Source organism: Streptomyces hygroscopicus subsp. hygroscopicus, assembly GCF_030269125.1.
GTDB classification, from domain to species: domain Bacteria; phylum Actinomycetota; class Actinomycetes; order Streptomycetales; family Streptomycetaceae; genus Streptomyces; species Streptomyces hygroscopicus_C.
The window spans coordinates 244,202-264,413 of sequence record NZ_BSSM01000001.1; the positions used below are offsets into that span (position 1 = coordinate 244,202).

11 protein-coding genes are annotated in these 20,212 nt (G+C 73.6%); 9 read left to right on the top strand and 2 right to left on the bottom strand.

Going from position 1 to position 20,212, the window contains the following annotated elements:
- Positions 1-121: 121 nt before the first annotated feature.
- The 8 genes from QSK45_RS01115 (at position 122) to QSK45_RS01150 (ending at position 12,144) form a co-directional block, all read left to right on the top strand.
- Complete coding sequence (locus QSK45_RS01115; RefSeq protein ID WP_285552273.1) at positions 122-991, top strand: AfsR/SARP family transcriptional regulator; 870 nt, start codon at positions 122-124, stop codon at positions 989-991.
- Entirely contained in the window at positions 988-2,748 is a 1,761-nt protein-coding gene (locus QSK45_RS01120) for a non-ribosomal peptide synthetase (protein WP_285552275.1), read from the top strand. The genes QSK45_RS01115 and QSK45_RS01120 overlap by 4 nt, the downstream gene beginning before the upstream one ends.
- Complete coding sequence (locus tag QSK45_RS01125) at positions 2,745-3,485, top strand: thioesterase II family protein (RefSeq protein ID WP_285552276.1); 741 nt, start codon at positions 2,745-2,747, stop codon at positions 3,483-3,485. Before QSK45_RS01120 ends, QSK45_RS01125 begins: the two co-directional genes overlap by 4 nt.
- Positions 3,482-4,678 carry a cytochrome P450 gene (locus QSK45_RS01130; protein WP_285552278.1) on the top strand — a complete coding sequence of 399 codons (1,197 nt, stop codon included), beginning with the start codon at positions 3,482-3,484 and terminating at the stop codon, positions 4,676-4,678. The genes QSK45_RS01125 and QSK45_RS01130 overlap by 4 nt, the downstream gene beginning before the upstream one ends.
- A 60-nt stretch (positions 4,679-4,738) precedes the next feature.
- The gene (locus QSK45_RS01135) at positions 4,739-6,373 is read left to right on the top strand and encodes a tryptophan halogenase family protein (RefSeq protein WP_285552279.1); all 1,635 of its coding nucleotides are present in this window, start codon (positions 4,739-4,741) and stop codon (positions 6,371-6,373) included.
- Positions 6,370-6,903 carry a flavin reductase family protein gene (locus QSK45_RS01140; RefSeq protein ID WP_285552280.1) on the top strand — a complete coding sequence of 178 codons (534 nt, stop codon included), beginning with the start codon at positions 6,370-6,372 and terminating at the stop codon, positions 6,901-6,903. The genes QSK45_RS01135 and QSK45_RS01140 overlap by 4 nt, the downstream gene beginning before the upstream one ends.
- On the top strand, positions 6,903-11,381 hold the full coding sequence (locus tag QSK45_RS01145; protein WP_285552282.1) for an amino acid adenylation domain-containing protein: 4,479 nt from the start codon (positions 6,903-6,905) through the stop codon (positions 11,379-11,381). The genes QSK45_RS01140 and QSK45_RS01145 overlap by 1 nt, the downstream gene beginning before the upstream one ends.
- 100 nt (positions 11,382-11,481) lie before the next feature.
- Positions 11,482-12,144 carry a DUF2461 domain-containing protein gene (locus tag QSK45_RS01150; RefSeq protein ID WP_285552283.1) on the top strand — a complete coding sequence of 221 codons (663 nt, stop codon included), beginning with the start codon at positions 11,482-11,484 and terminating at the stop codon, positions 12,142-12,144.
- A 48-nt stretch (positions 12,145-12,192) separates the two neighbouring features.
- Here the strand turns inward: QSK45_RS01150 and QSK45_RS01155 are convergent, their stop codons facing one another.
- A complete protein-coding gene (locus QSK45_RS01155) occupies positions 12,193-13,464 on the bottom strand; it encodes a cation:proton antiporter (protein ID WP_285552284.1) in 1,272 nt (423 codons plus the stop codon).
- Positions 13,461-18,611, bottom strand: a complete 5,151-nt coding sequence (locus tag QSK45_RS01160) for a serine hydroxymethyltransferase (RefSeq protein ID WP_285552286.1) — start codon at positions 18,609-18,611, stop codon at positions 13,461-13,463. Before QSK45_RS01160 ends, QSK45_RS01155 begins: the two co-directional genes overlap by 4 nt.
- A gap of 107 nt (positions 18,612-18,718) precedes the next feature.
- Here QSK45_RS01160 and QSK45_RS01165 point away from each other — a divergent pair, with 107 nt between their 5' ends.
- The gene (locus QSK45_RS01165; RefSeq protein WP_285552288.1) at positions 18,719-20,212 is read left to right on the top strand and encodes an aldehyde dehydrogenase family protein; all 1,494 of its coding nucleotides are present in this window, start codon (positions 18,719-18,721) and stop codon (positions 20,210-20,212) included.

Genomic DNA, 20,212 nt, shown 5'->3' on the forward strand with positions numbered 1-20,212 from the left:
ACCCGGCCGGGAAGGGTCGTAACTCCACCGCTACTACCTCCTCACCGCCACGCGGCGAACCTAGGCTCGGGGCCGGCCGTGGCGAACTGCCGACCGGCAGCCCGCGAGAGGAGTGAGAGAGGTGAGCGTTACGACCACGCTTGCGAACGTACCGGACGCCCCGCCCGCCTACCTGTCGGTGTGTTTCCTCGGGCGGTTCGCGACCTCGGTGGGCGGCATGCCGGTCGAGCGTTGGAGGGCCGGGAAGTCCCGCAGCTTCTTCCAGTACCTCATGCTGCACCGCAACCGGGTGATGACGCGCGATCAGCTGCGGGACGCGCTCTGGCCGGAGGCCGAGTGGCACGCCTCCTCCAGTTCGCTGAAGGTGGCCTGCTGCGGAGCCCGCAGCACGCTCGGCGCCAGCAAGAACGTGGAGGGCGCCGGGTCGCCCATCCGGCTGCTGCACCGGGACGGCGGCTACCTGCTCGACGCCGACGACACCTGGTGCGACATCGAGGAGTTCCGGGACCGGGTGCACGAGGGCATGCAGCACCGCTCCCACGGCCGGGCCGATCAGGCCGCGGAGAGCCTGACCAGGGCGATCGCCCTGTACCACGGCGACTTCCTGGCGGGTCAGGACGAGGACTGGATCGCCGAGGCGCGCGAGTACTACCGGTCGCTGGCGCTGGGCGCCCTCGACGTCCTGCGCTCGACCGCGATGGAGCGCGGCGACTCGGACGAGGTCGTGGCCCTCGGCCAGCGCACGCTTCAGATCGACGCGCTGCACGAGCCCACCTACCAGGACCTGATCAGGGTCGCGGGCCTGCTCGGGCAGCCGGAGCAGGCGATGCGCTGGTACCAGCTGTGCGAACGAAGGCTGCACCGCCTCATAGGCGTCGAGCCCTCGACCGACACCAGGCGGACCCTGAACCAGGTCCTGAACGGACGCGGCCGGCCGCTCGCCTCCGGGCCGCGCGGTACGCGCACCGGTGCCGGAAGGACTCGGGCATGACCGCGGGCCCCTCGGCGACAACGCCCCCGGCCGTGATCTCCCGGCTGCTCGGCCATGTGGCCGCACACGCCGCCGAACGTCCCGACGAGCCCGCGGTCGTCACGGCCGACGGCGGCCTCACCTGGGCCGGGCTCGCCGCGTCCGTGGCCACGGCCACCCGCGCGCTGCGCGCCTACGGGATCGGCCGCGGCACCGCGGTGGCGCTCGCCACCGGCCGTGACCGGCACGCGGTCACGGCCCTGCTCTCCGTCTGGTCCCTCGGCGCGACCGCGGTACTCCTCGACGAGCGGCACCCGGCGGCACACCTCAGCGGTGTCGTCGCCAACTCCGGTGCCGGGTGGATCGTCGCGGCCGAGCTGACGCCGGAGGTGCTCGGCAACGGCGTTCCGGTCCTGACTCCCTCGGACCTGCTCGCGGAGCCCGGCGACGGCCCCGGCGTCCAGGCGGCGCGGCCGGTCTCCCCCGACGACGTCGCCTACGTGATCCACACGTCCGGCAGCAGCGGCCGGCCGAAGGGGGTCGACGTCTCGTTCGGGAACCTGGAGGCGTTCGTCGACGCGATCGAGACCCTCGGGATGCCACGCGGCGGCAACGGCATCAACGCGGTGTCGCCCGCGTTCGACGGCTGGCTCTGGTGCACCCTCCTCTACCTGGTCTTCGCCAACGCGCTCGGCATCGTGGACCTCGCCCGATCGGCGGCCGACGGACCCGCCGCCGCCATCGCCGCCCTCTCCCCCAAGGTGGTGTGCCTGACGCCGTCGCTGCTGGCCGCCTGCGAGGAGGGCGTGGGCAGCGCGGAGGCGATCGTGGTGGCCGGCGAACCGTGCCCGCCCGACCTGGCGCGGCGGCACGGGACCGGTCGCCGGCTCCTCAACGTCTACGGGCCGACCGAGGCCACCATCGCGGCCACCTGGGCGGACAGCGCCCGGGGCGACGACCCTGCCACGATCGGCACCCCGGTCCCCGGCTACACCGTCCACGTGCTCGGCCCCGAGGGCCGCCCGGTACCCGACGGTGAGCCGGGTGAGCTGTACATCGGCGGGCCCGGCGTCGCCCTCGGCTACCGCAACGAGCCGGAGCTGACGGCACGCCACTTCGTGACCGACCCCCTGCGCGGCCGTATCTACGGCACGGGCGACCTCGTCCGGCGCCGGGACGACGGGCTGCTGGAGTTCCGCGGCCGGGTCGACACCCAGGTCAAGGTGCGCGGGTTCCGGGTGGAGCTGACCGAGATCGAGCGTCATGCCGTCGGCCCCGGCGTGGCCCAGGCCGTCGCCTACCTGCTCCCGGGAGGCCGGACCATCGGCCTCGCCGTGGTGCCGGGCGAGGACTACCCGGGGGACGCGGAACTGCTCGCGCGCCTCGCCGCACGGCTTCCCGCGCACCAGGTGCCGAGCGCCGTCCGACGGCTGCGGACGCTGCCGCTGACCCCGAACGGCAAGACCGACCGGGCCGCACTGGCCACGTCGCACACCGCCGCCGACGCGGCCGGGAAGCATCCGGCGCAGACCACGGACGCGTTGCTCGACACCGTCACGAAGGTCTGGAACACGGTCCTGGAGCACCCGGTGACCGACGTGGACGCCGGCTTCTTCGCCTCGGGCGGGCACTCCCTGCTGGCCGCCGGGTTGATCACCGCCCTGCGTGAGGAGACCGGGGTGTCCCTGACGATGCGCGAACTGCTGGGCAACCCCACCGTCCGGGCCTGCGCGGAGCTGGTCCGCGCCCGGCTGGCACAACCCCCGGCGGCGTCATGACCTACCTCCGCACCTGGCCGAACGGCACGCCGGAGGCCGCCCCGGTCCTGCTCTGCCTGCCCCAGGCGGGCGCCAGCGCGCTCCAGTTCCAGGACTGGCAGCGGCGGCTCGGCTCGCGCGCCATGGTGTGCGCCGTGCAACTGCCCGGCCGGGAGGACCGGTGGGGCGAGCCGGCACCGTCCGGCATCGCCGAGGTGGTCGGTGCCGTGGTGGCGGAACTGGCGGACGCCGGGCTGCTCGGCCGGCCGCTGGTCGTGTTCGGGGACAGCCTCGGCGGACTGATCGCGTACGAGGTGGCCCGCGCGGTCGGCCCGTCCGCGCTGGTGGTCTGCGTCTGCCGGGCGCCGGTCCACTGGGCGCGGCAGGGCGGGCTCCGCGAGGACGACGTCGAACGGCTGGCCTCCGCGAGCGTCGCGGGTTCGGATCTGCCGCCGGAACTCGCCGCCGAACTGCGCGACATCGCCGCCGAGGTGCTGCGCCGCGACGCGGCGCTGTCGGCGACCTTCCGGGAGGTGCCGGGCGCGGAGCCGCTGCGCTGCCCCGTGTACGCGTGGGGCGCCCTCGCCGACGAGACGGTCACCCCCGCGCAACTGGACGACTGGCGCGCTGTCACCACCGGGCCGCTGCACCGCCACGACTTCGACGGCGGGCACCGGGTCAGCCGCGAGGACCCGGGCGCGCTGCTCGGCCGGCTCTCCCACGTCCTGGCCGACCTCGCCGAGGAGGAACCATCGTGATCCCGCAGGCGCCACCGGTGATCGACCTGACCGATCCCGGCCCCTTCGAGCGCGACGACTTCCGGGACACCCTGGCCTGGCTGCGCGCCAACGCGCCGGTGTACCGGCATCCGGGCACCCCCGCGCCGTTCTGGGTGCTCACCAGGCACCGTGACATCACCGCCGTGTACGCGGACTCCACCCGCTTCTCCTCCCGCTTCGGGATGCGGATCGGCAGCGACGTGGCCGCCGTGGCGGCGGTCGCCCAGCGGATGCTGATCGTCTCCGATCCGCCGCAGCACACCGCGGTCAAACGGACGCTGTGGGAGTGGTTCGGGCCCTCCCGCATGCCCCGGATCGACGCACTGGTGCGGCAGGTGGTGGACGGCCTGGTCACCGACGACGTCCTCGACCGGCCGCTGGACTTCATCGAGGTGGCCAAGCGGCTGCCGAACCACGTGGTGTGCGCCCTGATGGATCTGCCCCGGTCGGACTGGGACTGGATCGGCGCGGTCACCACCGAGGCGTTCGACGACGCGTCGGGCCGACACGCCAACGGCGAGATCTTCCTCTACTTCGCCGATCTGCTCGCGGCGCGGCGGGCGCGACCGGGTGACGACTTCGTCAGCTGGGTCGCGGCCCACGGCAGGGTGGACGCCGACGGCGGCCGGCCGCTGACCGACGAGGAGATCATCTTCAACTGCAACGGGGTGCTGTCCGGCGCCAACGAGACCACCCGCTACGTCGCGGCCGGCGCGCTGCTCGCCTTCGCGCGGTTCCCCGAGCAGTGGGAGCGGCTGCGCGCCCTCGGCACCGCCGGGGTGGCCGCGGCGGTCGAGGAGGCGCTGCGCTGGACCTCGCCGGGCGTGCACGCGATGCGCACCGTCCTGCGCCCGGCGGAGATCGCCGGGCAGCGGCTGCGGCCCGGCGAGCGGGTCACGCTCTGGAACGCGTCCGCCAACCGGGACGAGGAGGTCTTCGACGAGCCGGACCGGTTCCTCGTCGACCGGAATCCCAACCGGCACCTGGCGTTCGGCCATGGCAGACACCTGTGCCTGGGCGCGCGCATGGCGCGCTGCGAGCTGGGCGCCCTGTTCGGCCGCCTGGCCGAACGCGTCGAGAGGGTGGAACTCCTCGGCACGCCCTCGTTCACGCCGTCCAACTTCACCTGGGGAGTCAGCGCCCTCCCGCTCCGGCTCCACGGGCGTGCGTAACCAGCGGGTAATCGCCGCCGCCGAAGATGCGGCGACGACAACCATCTGATGGAGGTCACCATGGGGGAGCCCGTTCGCAACATCGTCATCATCGGCGGCGGCACCGCCGGCTGGATGGCCGCGTCCTATCTCGGCAAGGCACTGTCCGGCCAGGCCGCCATCAGCGTCGTCGAGGCACCGGCGATTCCACGGATCGGCGTGGGTGAGGCCACCGTGCCCAACCTCCAGCGGGTGTTCTTCGACTACCTCGGCCTGCGGGAGGAGGAGTGGATGAGCAAGTGCAACGCCGGTTTCAAGATGGCCGTCAAGTTCATCAACTGGCGTACTCCGGGGCCCGGTTCACCGACCAGCCGGCACGACGGCGCCAGATCGGACCACTTCTACCATCCGTTCGGCCTGCTGCCGTCCCCCGACGGCGTGCCGCTGTCGCACTACTGGACGCGCAAGCACCTGGCCGACGAGACCAGCGAGCCGTTCGACTACGCGAGCTTCGTCGAACCGCCGTTGATGGACGCGAAGCGGTCGCCCCGGTTCCTCGACGGGACCCGCGCGACGAACTACGCCTGGCACTTCGACGCCGCCCTCGTGGCCGGGTTCCTGCGGGACTTCGCCACCGCCAAGCACGGTGTGCTGCACATCGAGGGCACCGTCTCGGACGTCCGTGTCGATGCGCGCGGCCACATCGAGTCGGTCACGCTGGAATCGGGCCGGGTCGTCGAGGGCGACCTCTTCGTCGACTGCAGCGGCCTGCGCGGTCTGCTGATCAACAAGACGCTCGGCGAGCCCTTCATCGACATGAACGACCACCTGCTGAACAACAGCGCGGTCGCCACCCAGGTCCCGCATGACGACGAGGCGAACGGGATCGAGCCCTACACCTCGTCGATCGCGATGCCCGCCGGGTGGACGTGGCGGATCCCGATGCCGGGCCGGTTCGGCACCGGCTACGTGTACTGCGACGCGTTCGCGAGCAAGGACGAGGCCACCCGCGACTTCTGCCGGCTGTGGGGGCTGGACCCCGAGAAGACCCCGCTCAACCACATCAAGTTCCGGGTCGGCCGCAACCGCCGTGCCTGGGTGGGCAACTGCGTCAGCATCGGGCTCTCCTCGTGCTTCGTCGAGCCGCTGGAGTCGACCGGCATCTACTTCATCACCGCCTCGCTGTACCAGCTGGTCCGGCACTTCCCGGAACGCGACGTCGACCCGGTGCTGCGGGACCGGTTCAACCGCGAGATCGTCGACATGTTCGACGACACCCGGGACTTCCTCCAGGCGCACTACTCGCTCTCCCCGCGCACCGACACGCCGTTCTGGCGGGCCACCAAGGACCTCACCCTGGCCGACCAGATCAAGGAGAAGATCGAGATGTTCCGCTCCGGAGTGCCGATCAATCCGCCGGCGACCGACGAGGGCACCTACTACGGCAACTTCGAGGCGGAGTTCCGCAACTTCTGGACGAACGGCAGCTACTACTCGGTCTTCGCGGGGCTCGGCGTCCGGCCGCGGACCTCGCTGCCGATCCTCTCCTACCGGCCCGACTCGGTGGCCGCGGCGGAACAGACCTTCGCCGACGTCAAGGCGCGCCAGCGCCGGCTGGTGTCCGAACTGCCCTCCACCTACGAGTACCTGCGCCGGCTGCACCGCGACGAATCGCCGCGGCCGGCCACCGCTCGGGCCCCGCGGCGGACGACATGACCGACACATCGGCCATGGACGTCACGTCGGAGCGGGCGTTCCGCCGGGTCATGGGCTCGCTCGCGACCGGCGTCACCGTGGTCACCGCACCCGGGGGCGACGGCCCCCGGGGCATGACCTGTTCCTCGCTGACCAGCGTGTGCCTGCGGCCGGCGACGCTCGCGGTGTGCCTGCGCACCGCAAGTTCGACGCTCACCGCCGCCCTGCGGCACGGGAGGTTCGCGGTGAACCTGCTGCACGGGGGCGCCGAACGCACGGCCCGGGTGTTCTCGACCGACGTCCCCGACCGGTTCGCCCTGGTCGGCTGGAAGCTGTCCGGGACGGGCCTGCCGCTGCTGACCGAGGACGCCTGCGCCTACGCGGAGTGCGCGGTGGTCCGCGCGGTCGAGATCGGCGACCACACGATGGTCTTCGGCGCGGTCGACGACTCCGGCGTGCTGCCCGGGACGCCGCTCGTCTACGCGCGCCGGACCTACCGTTCCTGGGACGCCCTTCCCCCTTCCCACGACCGCCCGGAAGGCGACCGATGATGCCCACCCCTTCCGTAGCACCGCCGCCGGCCCTGCTCGCGGACCGGCCGGCCGGCCCCCACGACCTTCGGGAAGCGCACCGCCCCTGGCACGTCGCACGGGTCGGCGGCAGCCTCGGCCGCGACCACCGGTGGTGGTCCGGTGTGTGGGCCGCCCTCCTCGCCCGGCACGGCGGACACGACCGGGTGTGGCTGGCCGGCACCGGCGGCTGGTACGAGGTGCCGGTGGCCCAGGACGCGCCGGTCGGCACCCTGGTCTCCGCCACGGCGGACGCGCTCGACGGGCCGTCGTTCCGGCCGTCCCGCCAGCCGTCCGCGCCGGTACCGGTGACCGCGGGCGGCACCGGGGAGCACCGCGGTGCCGGCGACATCGCGGTCGAGCTGGCCGACGGCGTCGTCAGCCTGGCCGGCGACGCGCGGCTGTGGGAACCGGCGACGCTGGAGCGGCTGGCCGGGCAGCTGCGGCTGCTCGGCGAACGGGCGGCCGCCGCCCCGGACACACCGTTGACGGCCGTCGACCTGCTGACCGCCGCGGACCGGCGGCTCGTCACCGAGGAGTGGAACCGCACCGCCGCCGACTGGCCGTCCACCGGATACCTCGACCTGTTCGCGGCGCAGGTGCGCGCCCGTCCGGACGCCCCGGCGGTGGAGCACGGCGACCTCGTCGTCTCCTTCGCCGAACTGGACCGGAAGGGCGACCGGATCGCCGCCGCACTGCGACGGGCCGGGGTCGCGCCCGGGGACCGCGTCGGACTGTTCTGCCCGCGCGGCGCCGACTACGTGCTCGCCGTCTTCGGCATCCTGAAGGCCGGCGCGGCGATCGTGCCGCTCGACCCGGTCAACCCCGACGCGCGGATCGCCTTCATGCTCCGGGACAGCGCCGCCACCGCGGTCCTGACCGGCGGCGGGCTGGGTGAGCGGCGCCCGGACGGCCCCCCGGTCCTCGACATCGCGGCCGCCGCGGCCGTGCCCGCCGGGCCCCAGGCCGCCGCCGTGGACCCGGATCCGGTCAGCCACCTCATCTACACCTCGGGGTCGACCGGGGAACCGAAGGCGGTCCTCGAACGGCTGCACGCGATCGAGAACCTGGTGCACTGGACCGGTCGTGCCTACGGGGTACGGCCCGGCGACCGGGCCTCCTGGCTGTCCGCGCCCGGGTTCGGGGTGCAGATCATGGAGTGGATGCCGTATCTCGCGCTCGGGGCCACCGTCTGCGTCCCCGCGGCGCGGCACGCGCTGTCCCCGGCGCAGCTGCGGGACTGGCTGGTCGCGCACCGGATCACCCACACGATGCTGGTGGCCGCGCTCGCGGAACCGGCCTGGGCGCTGGACTGGCCCGCCGACGCCGCGCTGCGCGTCATGGTCACCACCGCGGAGCGGGTGCACAGTTGGCCGCCCGTGGACACCCCGTTCCGCGTCGTCATGACGTACGGCACCAGCGAAAGCACCAACGCGCTGACCTGCCTGGACCTGGGCGCCGGTATCGACCTGACCAGCCAGGCGACCCCGGCGCACATCAAGACGGCGCATCCGGTGCCCGCGGGCCGCCCGATCGCCAACGTACGCGCCTACGTGCTCGACGAGCACGACCGTCCGGTGCCGCCGGGTCTGACCGGCCGGCTGCTGATCGGCGGGGCGGGGCTGTCCGCCGGGTACCACAACCGGCCCGAGCTGACCGAGAGGCTGTTCCGCCCCGACCCGGTGACCGGGACCGGGCTCGTCTACGACACCGGTGATCTCGCCCGGTACCGGTCGGACGGAGCGATAGAGATCCTCGGCAGGAGCGACGCCCAGGTGAAGATCCGGGGCTTCCGGGTCGAACTGGGCGAGGTGGAGACCGCGTTGATCGGCTGCCCCGAGGTGGCCGAGGCGGTGGTCACCACCGTCGGGACGGGCCGGGGCGGCCGGCAGCTGGCCGCCTACGTCACCGCGGCCGAGGGCGCCGGGCTGGACGGCGCCGCGCTGAAGGCCCGGCTCGGTGAGCGGCTGCCCTACTACATGGTTCCGGCGACGGTGACGCCGCTGCCGCGGATCCCCCGGCTGCCGAACGGCAAGACGGACCTGCGCGCGCTGCCCGCGCCGGATCCGGCGGGGCGTGGCGACGACGACTTCGTGCCCGCCCGGACCGAGACCGAGGCCGCCATGGCCCGGCTGTGGAGCGAGATCTTCGACGGCCGGACGATCTCGATGACCGACAACTTCTTCCATCTCGGCGGCCACTCGCTGCTGGCCTTCCGGCTCATCGACGAACTGCGCGGCCGGTTCGACGTCGAGCTGTCGATGACGGAGCTGTACGCGAACCCGACCGCCGCCGAACTGTCCACGGCCGTCGAGGCGGGCAGGGCGGGCTCGGCCGCCTACGCGGGTCTGCCGCCGATCGAGCCGGACCCGGCCGCGCGCTTCGATCCCTTCCCGCTCAACGACGGCCAGCAGGCGATGTGGATCGGCCGCGGCGGCATGGTCGAGCTGGGGAACGTCGGCTGCCACGGATACTTCGAGTGGGAGTCGGACGACCTCGACCTCGACGCGTTCGAGCGGGCCTGGCAGGCGCTGGTGGAGCGCCACGACGCGCTGCGCACCATCGTGCTGGCCGACGGCACCCAGCGGGTGCTCGCGCAGGTGCCCGACTTCGTGATCAGGCGCCACGACCTGCGCGGGGCGGCGGACCCCGAGCGCGGACTCCTCGCGCTGCGCGACCGGTTGTCGCACGCCGTCCTCGACGCGGCCCGGTGGCCGCTGTTCGATCTCAGGCTGACCCTGCTGCCCGGCGGCAGGACCCGCATCCACCTGGTGCTCGACTTCCTGGTGGCCGACGCCTGGAGCTACTTCCAGGTGATCGTTCCCGAGCTGGGCGAGCTGTACGCGGGCCGGGGCCGGGAGCTCGAACCACTGCGGCTGACGTTCCGCGACTACGCGCTCGGCCTCGCCGCGAACCTCGAGGAGAGCGACGTCTACCGGCGCTCGCGGTGGTACTGGCTCGACCGGCTCGCATCGCTGCCCGGCGCCCCGCGGCTGCCCGAAAGGCCGGCGTCCCAGCCCGCGGTGGAGGCCAGGATCGAACGGCACAGCGGTGTCCTCGGCGCCGAGGACTGGGCGGCGATCAGCGCCCTGGCCGGCGAGCACGGCGTGACCGGCTCCGGCGTGCTCGCCGCCGCCTACGCCGAGGTGCTCCGGTCCTGGTCCGCCGACCCGTCGTTCTGTCTGAACTTCCCGCTGTTCAGCCGGCTGCCCCTGCACCCGCAGATCACCAAGGTCGTCGGTCACACGACGACGACACTGCTCCTGGAGGCCACCGGGGCCGGAGAGACGTTCGCGGACCGCGCCCAGGCGCTCCAGCGGCGGCTCTGGTCCGATCTCGAACACCGCCATTTCACCGGCATCCAGGTCCTGCGCGCCCTGACCCGCCTGCGCGGGACACTGGTGCCCGCGATGCCGGTGGTGATGACCAGCCTGGTCGGCTACCCGCCGGACCAGCGGGAGACCTCGTTCGGCTCGGCGGTGTACGGGATCTCCCAGACCCCCCAGGTGAGCCTGGACTTCCAGGTCTTCGAGACCGACGGCGGGGGCCTGCGGTTCAACTGGGACTACGTCCGGGCCGTCTACCCCGACGGGCTGACCGACGAGATGTTCGCCGCCTTCCTCGACCTGCTGGGCCGGCTCGCCACGCCCGACGGCTGGCGCACCGGCGACTTCGGCTACGGCGTCGCCCGGCACGCGGCCGGTGCCGCCGAGGCGGGCAAGGAGGTGCGCGCGAAGCGCACCGGGACGGCCTGGGAACAGTACTGGGCGTCGGTGGCCGCCACAGGCCGCGGCGGAGACGTGCTGTGGGACGCCGACGACGCCGAGGAGATGCGACGGCTCCTCGACGCCGCGGCGCGGCACCTGGACCCGGCGCTGCCGGTCGTGGACCTGGGCTGCGGCAACGGCCGGTACGCCAGGGCCCTTGCCACCCGGTTCGGCACCGTCGTCGGGGTCGACGTGTCGCCCACCGCGATCGCGAAGGCCCGCGCGGAGAGTGCCGGGCTCGACCGGCTGTCCTTCGACGTCCTCGACCCGGGCGACCTGGACGCCGTCGAGGCGCTGGTGAAACGGACCGGTCCGGCCAACGTCTTCGTCCGCGCCGTCCTGCACGTCCTCGACGAGGAGGAACGCGCCGCGATGGCCGCCGCGATGGACGTGCTCACGGCCGGCCGGGCGGGTGTGCTCCTGATCGAGCCGGACTACGCGGCGAGTTCGTTCGGCTACCTCGGCCACGTGGGCGGCGCCCGCGGCCGGGCCGCCCACCTGGTCCGGCCGCTCGAAGCCGCGGGGGTACGCCACTCGACCCGCTTCGGCCCGGCGGACCTGGACCGCCACTTCCCCGGCGACCGATGGCGGCGGCTGTCCACCGGTTCCGCGGAGATGAGCGCCGTCGACCCCGAGTCCGACCGCAGGTCGATCCGCGTCCCCGGCTACTTCGCCGCGCTCCGCCCTCGCTGAACGGACCCGGCCGGGGTCGCTCCTGTGATAGACACGAGCGACCCCGGCCGATCGGCGACGCACGGAATTCACCGGCTCCGGTAGGAAAGCAGGACGGACCATGGGCTTCACCGGCATCCCGGACGACGCGTTCGACTTCTTCCGTGAACTCGGCCTGGACAACTCGAAGTCGTTCTGGCGGCGGCACCGCGACCGCCACGAGCGGGTGGTCCGCGGGCCGATGGCGGACCTGGTCGCGGAACTCGCCCCGGAGTTCGGCGAGTTGCGGATGCTACGGCCCCAGCGGGACACCCGGGCGTCGCACGACAAGTCGCCGTACAAGACCTACCAGGGCGCGCTGGTGGACCTCGAACCGGGCCTCGGTTTCTGGCTCCACCTCGACGCCTCCGGCCTGCACGCCACCGGCCGGTACTACTCACGCGCCCCTCAGGAGACGGCCGCGTACCGCTCGGTGGTGGCCGAGGACCGCGGCGGGGAACTCCAGTCGCTCGTGGACGGGCTGGAGACGCTGGGGTACACCGTCGGCGGCGCCACGCTGCAGACCCGGCCGCGCGGCATCCGGGCCGACCACCCGCGCGTGGCGCTGCTGCGCCACCGGACGCTGGACATCGGCCGCAGCTGCGACCGGACCGCCGCCGGCCTTCCGTCGGCGGCCGAGTGGGTGGCCCTGACCTGGCGGGAACTGCGCCCGACGCTGGACTGGCTGTCCGTCCACGTCTGCCCGGTGGCCCGCGCGTTGCGCCGGTCGGAAACGGCGCGGTGACGACGGGCGCGGCCCGGGACGCCCGGCTGCGGGGCGCCGGTCCGCCGGTCAGGTCCCGTTGAGACCGGCGGACGGCACCGCCTCGCCGGGGGCGGAGGCCGGGTGGCGGGGCACGGCGAGGAGCTTCAGCAGGGGGCTGGTCACCGCCGTCGTGACCAGGGCCATCAGCACCAGGACGGTGAAGAGCCGGCCATGGATGATCCCGGCGCTCAACCCGACGTCGAGGGCGATGAGTTCGGTGAGCCCGCGGGTGTTGAGCAGCGCCGCGACGGTCGCCGACTGGCGCATGTCCAGGCCGTTCAGCCGGCTCGCCAGATAGCCGGGCACGAGTTTGCCCGCGAACGAGATCAGCAGGATCAGGCAGAGCGCGAGCACACTGCTCCGGCCGATCGCGCCGATGTCCAGGGAAAGCCCGGTCACCACGAAGAACAGCGGCAACAGCAGGTCGGCGGTGCCCTCCATCGCGCGCAGCACGTCGGCGTCCGGCGCGCCGTCGCGGCGCGGCATGAGCAGCCCGGCCAGGAAACCGCCGAAGACCGCGTGCAGACCCAGTTCCGAGGTGGCCCAGGCGCAGCCCGTCGCGAGGACGATCGCCATGGGCAGCTGATGGGTGAACAGGCTGCCGGGCCGGTGGATCCACCAGTGCAGCAGCGGACGGACGACCAGCGCGCCGCCCAGCGCGAGAGCGGCCGTCAGGGGGACGGTCAGTGAAGCCGGCAGGCCGTGCGGCCGACCCGGCATCGCCGTGGCCAGTACGGTCCAGGCCGCCACGTCCATGAGACCGGCCGCGGACACCGCGACCAGGCCGGGGCGCGTGCCGGCGATCCCGAACTGCCGGACGATGGCCGCGAGTACGGGCAACGCCGTGATCGAGACGGTGACGGCGATGAACACCACGAAGGGGCGTGCGCCGACGCCGTGTTCGCCGACCGAGGTGAAGACGGAGGGCAGGAGCAGGACCGTGGCCGCGCCCAGGCCCATCGGGACGAACAGGGCCGCGGCCGCCACCGACAGCGTCGTCCTGCCGCTGTCGCGCAGCAGCCGGAGGTTGAGCTCGTAGCCGACCACGAACATGAAGGTGACGATGGCGACCTGGGAGAGCACGCCGAGGTACGGCAGGACCTGCGGCGGGAACAGCCTGCCCGTCGGGTCCCCCGGGAGCCGGCCCAGCAGGGTCGGGCCGAGCGCCACCCCGGTCAGGATCTGTCCGATCACCGCGGGCTGGCCGAGGCGTGTGGCCAGCCCGCCGAGCAGCGATGAGACGAGCAGGATGACGGCGATGTCGCCCATGACGTAGGTGGTGACGGCCGCCACGCTCACGGTCGGCCTCCGCGGTCGTCCGCGTACCCGGGGACCGGGTGCTCGGCGCAGATGCGGCGGACCTCGGCCCGGATCTTGTCGGCCACCGCCGGGTGCACGCCACCGGTGGTGCGCAGTTCGCCGACCACGTCCGCGATCAGGTCCGCGCACAGGGCGGCCGTCTCGGGCGGGACGGCCCGTGCCGCCAGCGTGTTGGTGCCGATCCTGATCCCTCCGGTCACCCGCGGCGGCGTGTCGTCGCCCGGCACCCGGTTCCGGTTGACCAGGATCCCGCAGTCCTCCAGGGCCTCCTCGGCGGCGGCGCCGGTCAGTCCGTCGTCCCGCAGGTCGGCGAGGACCATGTGGGTGTCGGTGCCGCCCGTGACCACCCGCAGGCCGCGGCTCCTCAGCCGGTCGCCGATGGCGGCGGCGTCGTCGAGGACCAGTTCCATCAGGGTGCGGAACCCGGGCTGGGCGGCCGCGTGCAGGGCCCGCGCCTTGGCCGCCACGTTGCCGAGATCGGGCGTGCCCTGCACGAGCGGGAACACCGCGCGGTCGACCAGTTTCCGCAGGGGCACCCGGCCGTCCGGTCCGGGCGCGTCCGCGTCCCGGCCGAGCAGGATCATGCCGCCCCGGGGACCGTAGAGCTGCTTGTAGGTGCTGGTGGTGGTCAGATGCGCGTGGTCGATCGGGCTCGGGTGCAGCCCGGTGGCCACCAGACCGGAGATGTGCGAGATGTCGGCGATCAGGTACGCGCCCACGGTGTCGGCGATCTCCCTGAACCGTGCGAAGTCGATCCGCCGGGGGTAGGCGCTGGCGCCGCAGATGACGACCTTCGGCCGGTGCTCGGCGGCGAGCGCGGCGATCTGCTCGTAGTCCAGCAGGTCGTCGTCGCCCGTGCGGTAGCGGACGGAGCGGAAGTAGCGCCCGGTGACCGAGGCGGCCGAGCCGTGGGAGAGGTGCCCGCCGCAGTCCAGGTCGAGTCCGAGGATGGTGTCGCCCGGCTCCAGCAGCCCCATGAGCACCGCGAGGTTGGCCGAGGAGCCCGAGTGCGGCTGGACGTTCGCGGCCCGCGCCCGGAAGAGCGCGCAGGCCCGGCTGGTCGCGAGGCGCTCGACCCGGTCGGCGATCTCCGCGCCCGCGTGGTGGCGGCGGCCCGGGTACCCCTCCATGGTCAGGTTGGCCAGCGAGGAACCCGCACAGGCCAGTACCGAGGGCGGCGCCACGCTGGAGGAGGCGACCAGCACCAGGGTGTCCTGCTGCCGGATGTGCTCGCGGTCGAGCAGGTCCGCCAGATCCGGGTCGTCCTCGGCGAGCGCGCTTCGTGCCCGCCGGGCGACGGCGGCCGGCTCCTCACCCGGCGCCTCTTCGACAAGCACGCTCGCGAGCGCCTCCCCGACGGCCCCCGGCCCCTCGCCCACGCCATCCTCAGCAAGCCCCCTCGGAAGCGCCTCCCCAGCGGCCCCCGGCCCCACACCCACGCCGTCCTCGGGCAACGCCCGCGGAAGCAACCGCTCGACGACAGCCGACCCCCCACCCGGAGCATCCTCCGCGAGCACGCTCGGAAGCGCCTCCCCAGCGGCCCCCGGCCCCACACCCACGCCGTCCTCAGGCAACGCCCGCGGAAGCAACCGCTCGACGACAGCCGACCCCACACCCGAAGCATCCTCCGCGAGCACGCTCGGAAGCGCCTCCCCAGCGGCCCCCGGCACATCCGCCCGCTCCTCGTGCGGCTCAAAGGCCCGCTCCTCGCCCAATCTCCCAGCCCGCTCCTCGCCCGGCCCCTCAGCCCGCGCCCCAGCCCGCTCCTCGCCCGGCCCCTCAGCCCGCGCCCCGGCCCGCTCCTCGGCCGACTCCTCGTGCGGTTTCCCGTCCGGCTCCTCCAGCGTGTGGAGCAGCTGGGCGACCCGCAGCGCCTGTGGTCCGGCGACCGGGTCGGCGGCGATCACCGACGCGAGGTCGGAGACCACCGGATGGGCGAACACCGTGCGGACGGGCACGGGGGCGCCCAGCAACTCCTGGAGCCTCGCGGCCAGTCGGGTGCCGCTCAGCGAGTCGCCGCCCAGCCGGAAGAAGTTGCCCGCCGTGGCGACCTCGTCGAGTCCGAGGATCTCCCCCACACAGGCCGCGACCAGCTCCGCCAGCAACCCGGCGTCCGTCCGCGGCTCGGGTTCGGCCGGCTTGTCCGGGGTGGCCGCGAGCGTCGCGAGCGCCAGGCGGTCGACCTTGCCGTTGGCGGTGAGCGGCAGCTCGGGGAGCAGCCTGATCGCCGAGGGCACCATGGCGGCGGGCAGTTCCTCGGCCAGGTGCTCGCGCAGCGCCTCGGCGCTCGGGCTCGCGTTCGTCTCCGGCACCACGAACGCGTGCAGCCGGACCACGCCCGCGCCGCTGCGCGGCGCCGTCACGACCGCGGTCCGCACCCCCTCGACACGGTTCAGCACGGCCTCGATCTCGCCGAGTTCGATCCGCTGCCCGGCGACCTTGACCTGGAAGTCCTCCCGGCCGAGGATCTCGATGTCCCCGGTCGGCAGCAGTCGGCCGAAGTCGCCGGTCAGATAGGCGCGTTCGCCGGTCGTCGGCAGGGTGACGAACTTGGCCCGGGTGCGCTCGGGGTCGCCGAGGTAGCCGATGGCCAGGCCCAGCGGGCTCGCCACGGCCATCTCACCGCGCGCCCAGGTCGGGCGCGGCCGCAGGTCCCGGTCCACTATGTAGTAGCGCTGGTTGGCGATCGGCTTTCCGTACGGGATGCTCGTCCAGTGCGGATCCACCGCGCCGATCGGATGGAAGAGCGACCAGCAGATGGTCTCGGTGGGGCCGCCCGATCCGACCACCCGCAGTCCGGGCGCCTGGGTGCGGGCCCGCTCGGGCAGGTTCAGCGGAATCCAGTCACCGGACAGCACGGCCAGCCGGAGCGTGCCGAGCGTCCGGTCGGCACGCGTCTCCGCCTCGCCGACCAGCAGTTCCATCAACACCGGTACGGAGTTCCAGATCGTCACCCGCTCGTCACGCACCAGGTCGACCCAGACGTCCGGTTCGGCGCGCCGGAACGGCGGCGGGAGGACGACCGCGGCACCGCAGCCCAGCGGGCCGAAGACGTCGTAGATCGACGCGTCGAAGTGCAGCCCGGAGATCGCCAGGAGGCGGTCGGCCGCGGTGACCTCGAACCGTGCGCGCACGTCCCGCACCAGGTTGCTCACGCCACGGTGCCCGACCAGCACGCCCTTCGGCTCCCCCGTGGATCCCGAGGTGTAGATGACGTACGCCGGGTCGTCGGGTCCCTGGAGGGCGGTGAGCGGTGCGTTGGACGCGGTCCCGAAGTCGGTGTCGGCGCACAGCACGGCCAGGGCGGCCGGCAGGTCGAGCGAACGGGCCAGGCGGGACTGGGTGAGGACGACGCGCGCCCCGGCCGACTCCAGCAGCCGGGCGATCCGTGCCCGCGGTGCCGCCGCGTCGAGCGGCAGGTAGGCGCCGCCGGCGGCCAGGACGCCGTAGACCGCGGCGTACTGCTCCCAGCCCTTCTCCATCACCACGCCGACCATGTCCCCGGGCCGTACGCCCAGCTCGCGCAGCCGGTTCCCGATGCGGTACGCGTGGTCGGCCAGCTCCTCGTAGGTCAGCCGCCGGTCGGGCGCCACGACGGCCTCGGCGTCGGGCGTCCGCCGCGCCTGGGCGAAGAACCGCTCCTGCAGAAGCACGGCGGGCACCGGCTCGGCCGTGTCGTTGACCTCGTTCCAGACCGCCCGGTCGCGCCTGCTGCGCATGTCGACGTGCGGGGCCTCCCAGACGCCGTGCCCGACCTCGTCCGCGAGCATCCGCCCGACCAGGTCCCGGAACGCCTCGAACGCGTCCTCGACGACGCCGGGCGCGAAGGTGCCGGACCGGTGGTCCCACACCAGCCGGAGTTCCCCGTCCTCCTCGCGGATCTGGAAGTCCAGCGACACCTGCGGGGTCTGCGTGATCGAGTGCACCTCCGTGCCGAACTCGGTGATCGACCGTGCGGCCGGCAGCCCGAGCAGGCTGGTCACCACGACCGGCATGGACGCGGCCGCGAGTCCGCGGCGCCGGGCCAGCTCGCGCAGTACGTCCACGCCGTTCACGCATCCGTGCCGGATGTCGGCGCGCAGCCGACCGGCCAGGCCGGCGATCCGCTCGGCCACGGTCCGCCCCACCGGGCGGGCCTCCAGCAGGATCGCGTTGGTGTAGTCCCCGATCACGTCCTCGATGCCGGGCACGTCGAACCGCTGGAAGATCGGCACGTTCAGGGTGAACGCCGGATCGGAGCTCCAGTTGCGGAGCACCTCGGCGAACGCGCCGACGAGCAGTTCGGTCGCGGTGAGGTCGTACCCGAGGGCCCGCCGGCGCAGCACCGCGAACTCCTCGGCGGGATAGCGGACCGCGCACCGCTCGAACCGGCCCGGTCCCTCCGCGGTGTACCGCGCCGCGGGCAGGTCGGGCGCGGGCGGCAGCGCCTCGACGCGCTCCTGCCAGTAGCTCCAGTCGGCCCGCCACCGCTCTCCCCCGCGCACGTCCTCCTCCAGCCACCTGGCGAAGTCCCGGAACGCGAGCCGCTGTGGTGCCAACTCCGCGTCGGGGTCCTCGTACAGCGCGACCAGGTCGGGAAAGAGATTGAGGAACAGGCAGCTCGCGTCCATGAGTTGGAGGTCGATGCCGAGTCGCACCCGGACCCGGTCGGACAGCAGCACCACGCGGAGGTCGAACATCGGCCAGGTCGCGGGGTCGAGCATCCGATGGCCCTCCTCGGCGCGGTCCTGCGCCAGCCGCCGCACGGCGTCCGGATCGTCGCGCAGGTCGTCGACCGCGATCGGTACCGGCCCCGGCCGTTCGAGCACGGACTGGGTGCCGTCCGGTCCGACCACGGTGCGCAGCCCGGGATGGTGTTCGACCAGCCGCTCCCAGACGCGGCGGTACCGGTCCAGGTCCAGTTCGTCGCGCTCCCACTCGAAGTACCCGTAGCATCCGACGTTGCCCAGCTCGACGGCGTCCGCCCGGCCGACCCACAGCGCCTGCTGGGTGGGAGTCAGCGGGAACGGCTCACCGGCGGCGTCCGGATCGGGCACCAGCGGCGGCAGCCCGGCCGTCCCGCCGCCGGCCGCGGCGCTGCCGTCCGGCATGCGGATCGTGCTGTCCCCCGGGACAGTGATCGTCATCGCGACTCCTCGAACGTGACGGCGGACGACAAGGTCCGACTGTAGGAATCGCAGTTACCCCGGGGTTACGTCACCGGCTGATAACCGGCGCGGCCGATGCTGCGCCCATGAAGACCATGAGCGCCGCGATTCCCGCGGCGGCCCGCCGTTCACGCTCGGTCCAGTGGATCGACGGCGACTGGCGCCCCGCGCAGTCCGACTCCGCCCTCCCGGTCGTGGATCCGGCGACCGGTCTCACCCTCGCGGAGGTGCCCGCCGGCGGGCGGGCCGATGTGAACGCCGCCGTCGCCGCCGCCGTCCGGGCGTTCCCCGCCTGGTCGGCGACACCGCTCGGGGAACGCCTGCGGTACCTCGACCGGCTCGCCGAACTGCTCGACCAGCACGCCGACACCGTGGCCGGTGTGCTGACCGCGGAGACCGGGATGCCGGTGGCCCTGGCTCGGAACGCCCAGGTCTCCTTCGGCGTGGGTGCCCTCCGCTCGTGCGTGGAGGCGGCCCGGGAGCATGCCTGGGAGCAGCGGATCGGCAACTCGCTGGTGCGCTCCGAGGGCGCCGGGGCGGTGGGCTGCATCACCCCGTGGAACGCGCCGCTGGCGTTGAATCTGCAGAAGGTCCCGGCCGCGCTGGCGGCCGGCTGCACCGTGGTGCTCAAGCCGAGCGAACTGGCGCCGCTGAGCAGCTACTTGCTGGCCGAGCTGATCGCGCGGACCGACCTGCCCCCCGGTGTGTTCAACCTGGTGTGCGGGACCGGTCCGCAGGCCGGGGAGGCGCTGGCCGCCCACCCGGAGATCGCCGTCGTCTCGCTGACCGGTTCGCTCCGCGCCGGACGGCGGGTCTCCGAGCTGGCCGCGCCCCGGGCCGCGCGGGTCAACCTCGAACTGGGCGGCAAGAGCGCCTCGATCGTGCTGCCCGACGCCGACCTGGGCGCCGCGGTGGCCGCGACCGTGCACCAGGCGAACTTCAACACCGGTCAGGTGTGTTTCGCCTGGAGTCGCCTCCTGGTCCCGGCCGACCGGTACGACGAGGCCGTGGCGGTCGCGGCCGGGACGGCCGGGGCCCTGCGCGTCGGCGACCCCTGGGACCCGGCCACCCAGGTCGGACCGCTGATCCACCGCGCCTCGGCCGAGCGGGTGCGCGGCATCCTGGACGACGCGATCGACGGCGGCGCGACCCTGGTCACCGGTGGCGAGGTCCCGCCCGGGGCCGCCGGCGGCGGTTATCTGACCCCCGCGGTGCTCGCCGGCCTGCCACCGCGGGCGCGGGCGGTCGTCGAGGAGGTCTTCGGCCCGGTCGTCGTGGTGCTGCCGTACGCGGACGAGGACGACGCGGTCCGGATCGCCAACAACACCGACTACGGCCTGTCCGGCGCGGTGTGGTCCGACAGCGTCGAGCACGCCACCGTGATCGCGTCGCGGCTGCGCACCGGCCGGGTGGACGTCAACGGCGCCCCGTTCAACATGCGTGCGCCGTTCGGCGGTTACAGGAGTTCCGGCAACGGCCGTGAACTGGGCGCCTGGGGTCTGGCCGCCTTCTGCGAGACCAAGGCGATCCAGTTCCCCTCCGCCGAGGAGGGGCTCAGGCTCGGCTCCGCGGCGGGCTGA

Excerpts from the sequence above, each read along its gene's own strand:
- QSK45_RS01120 (WP_285552275.1), top strand. The coding sequence starts at position 988 with ATGACCGCGGGCCCCTCGGCGACAACGCCCCCGGCCGTGATCTCCCGG.
- QSK45_RS01125 (WP_285552276.1), top strand. The coding sequence starts at position 2,745 with ATGACCTACCTCCGCACCTGGCCGAACGGCACGCCGGAGGCCGCCCCG.
- QSK45_RS01135 (WP_285552279.1), top strand. The coding sequence starts at position 4,739 with ATGGGGGAGCCCGTTCGCAACATCGTCATCATCGGCGGCGGCACCGCC.
- QSK45_RS01140 (WP_285552280.1), top strand. The coding sequence starts at position 6,370 with ATGACCGACACATCGGCCATGGACGTCACGTCGGAGCGGGCGTTCCGC.
- QSK45_RS01145 (WP_285552282.1), top strand. The coding sequence starts at position 6,903 with ATGCCCACCCCTTCCGTAGCACCGCCGCCGGCCCTGCTCGCGGACCGG.
- QSK45_RS01150 (WP_285552283.1), top strand. The coding sequence starts at position 11,482 with ATGGGCTTCACCGGCATCCCGGACGACGCGTTCGACTTCTTCCGTGAA.
- QSK45_RS01160 (WP_285552286.1), bottom strand. The coding sequence starts at position 18,611 with ATGACGATCACTGTCCCGGGGGACAGCACGATCCGCATGCCGGACGGC.
- QSK45_RS01165 (WP_285552288.1), top strand. The coding sequence starts at position 18,719 with ATGAAGACCATGAGCGCCGCGATTCCCGCGGCGGCCCGCCGTTCACGC.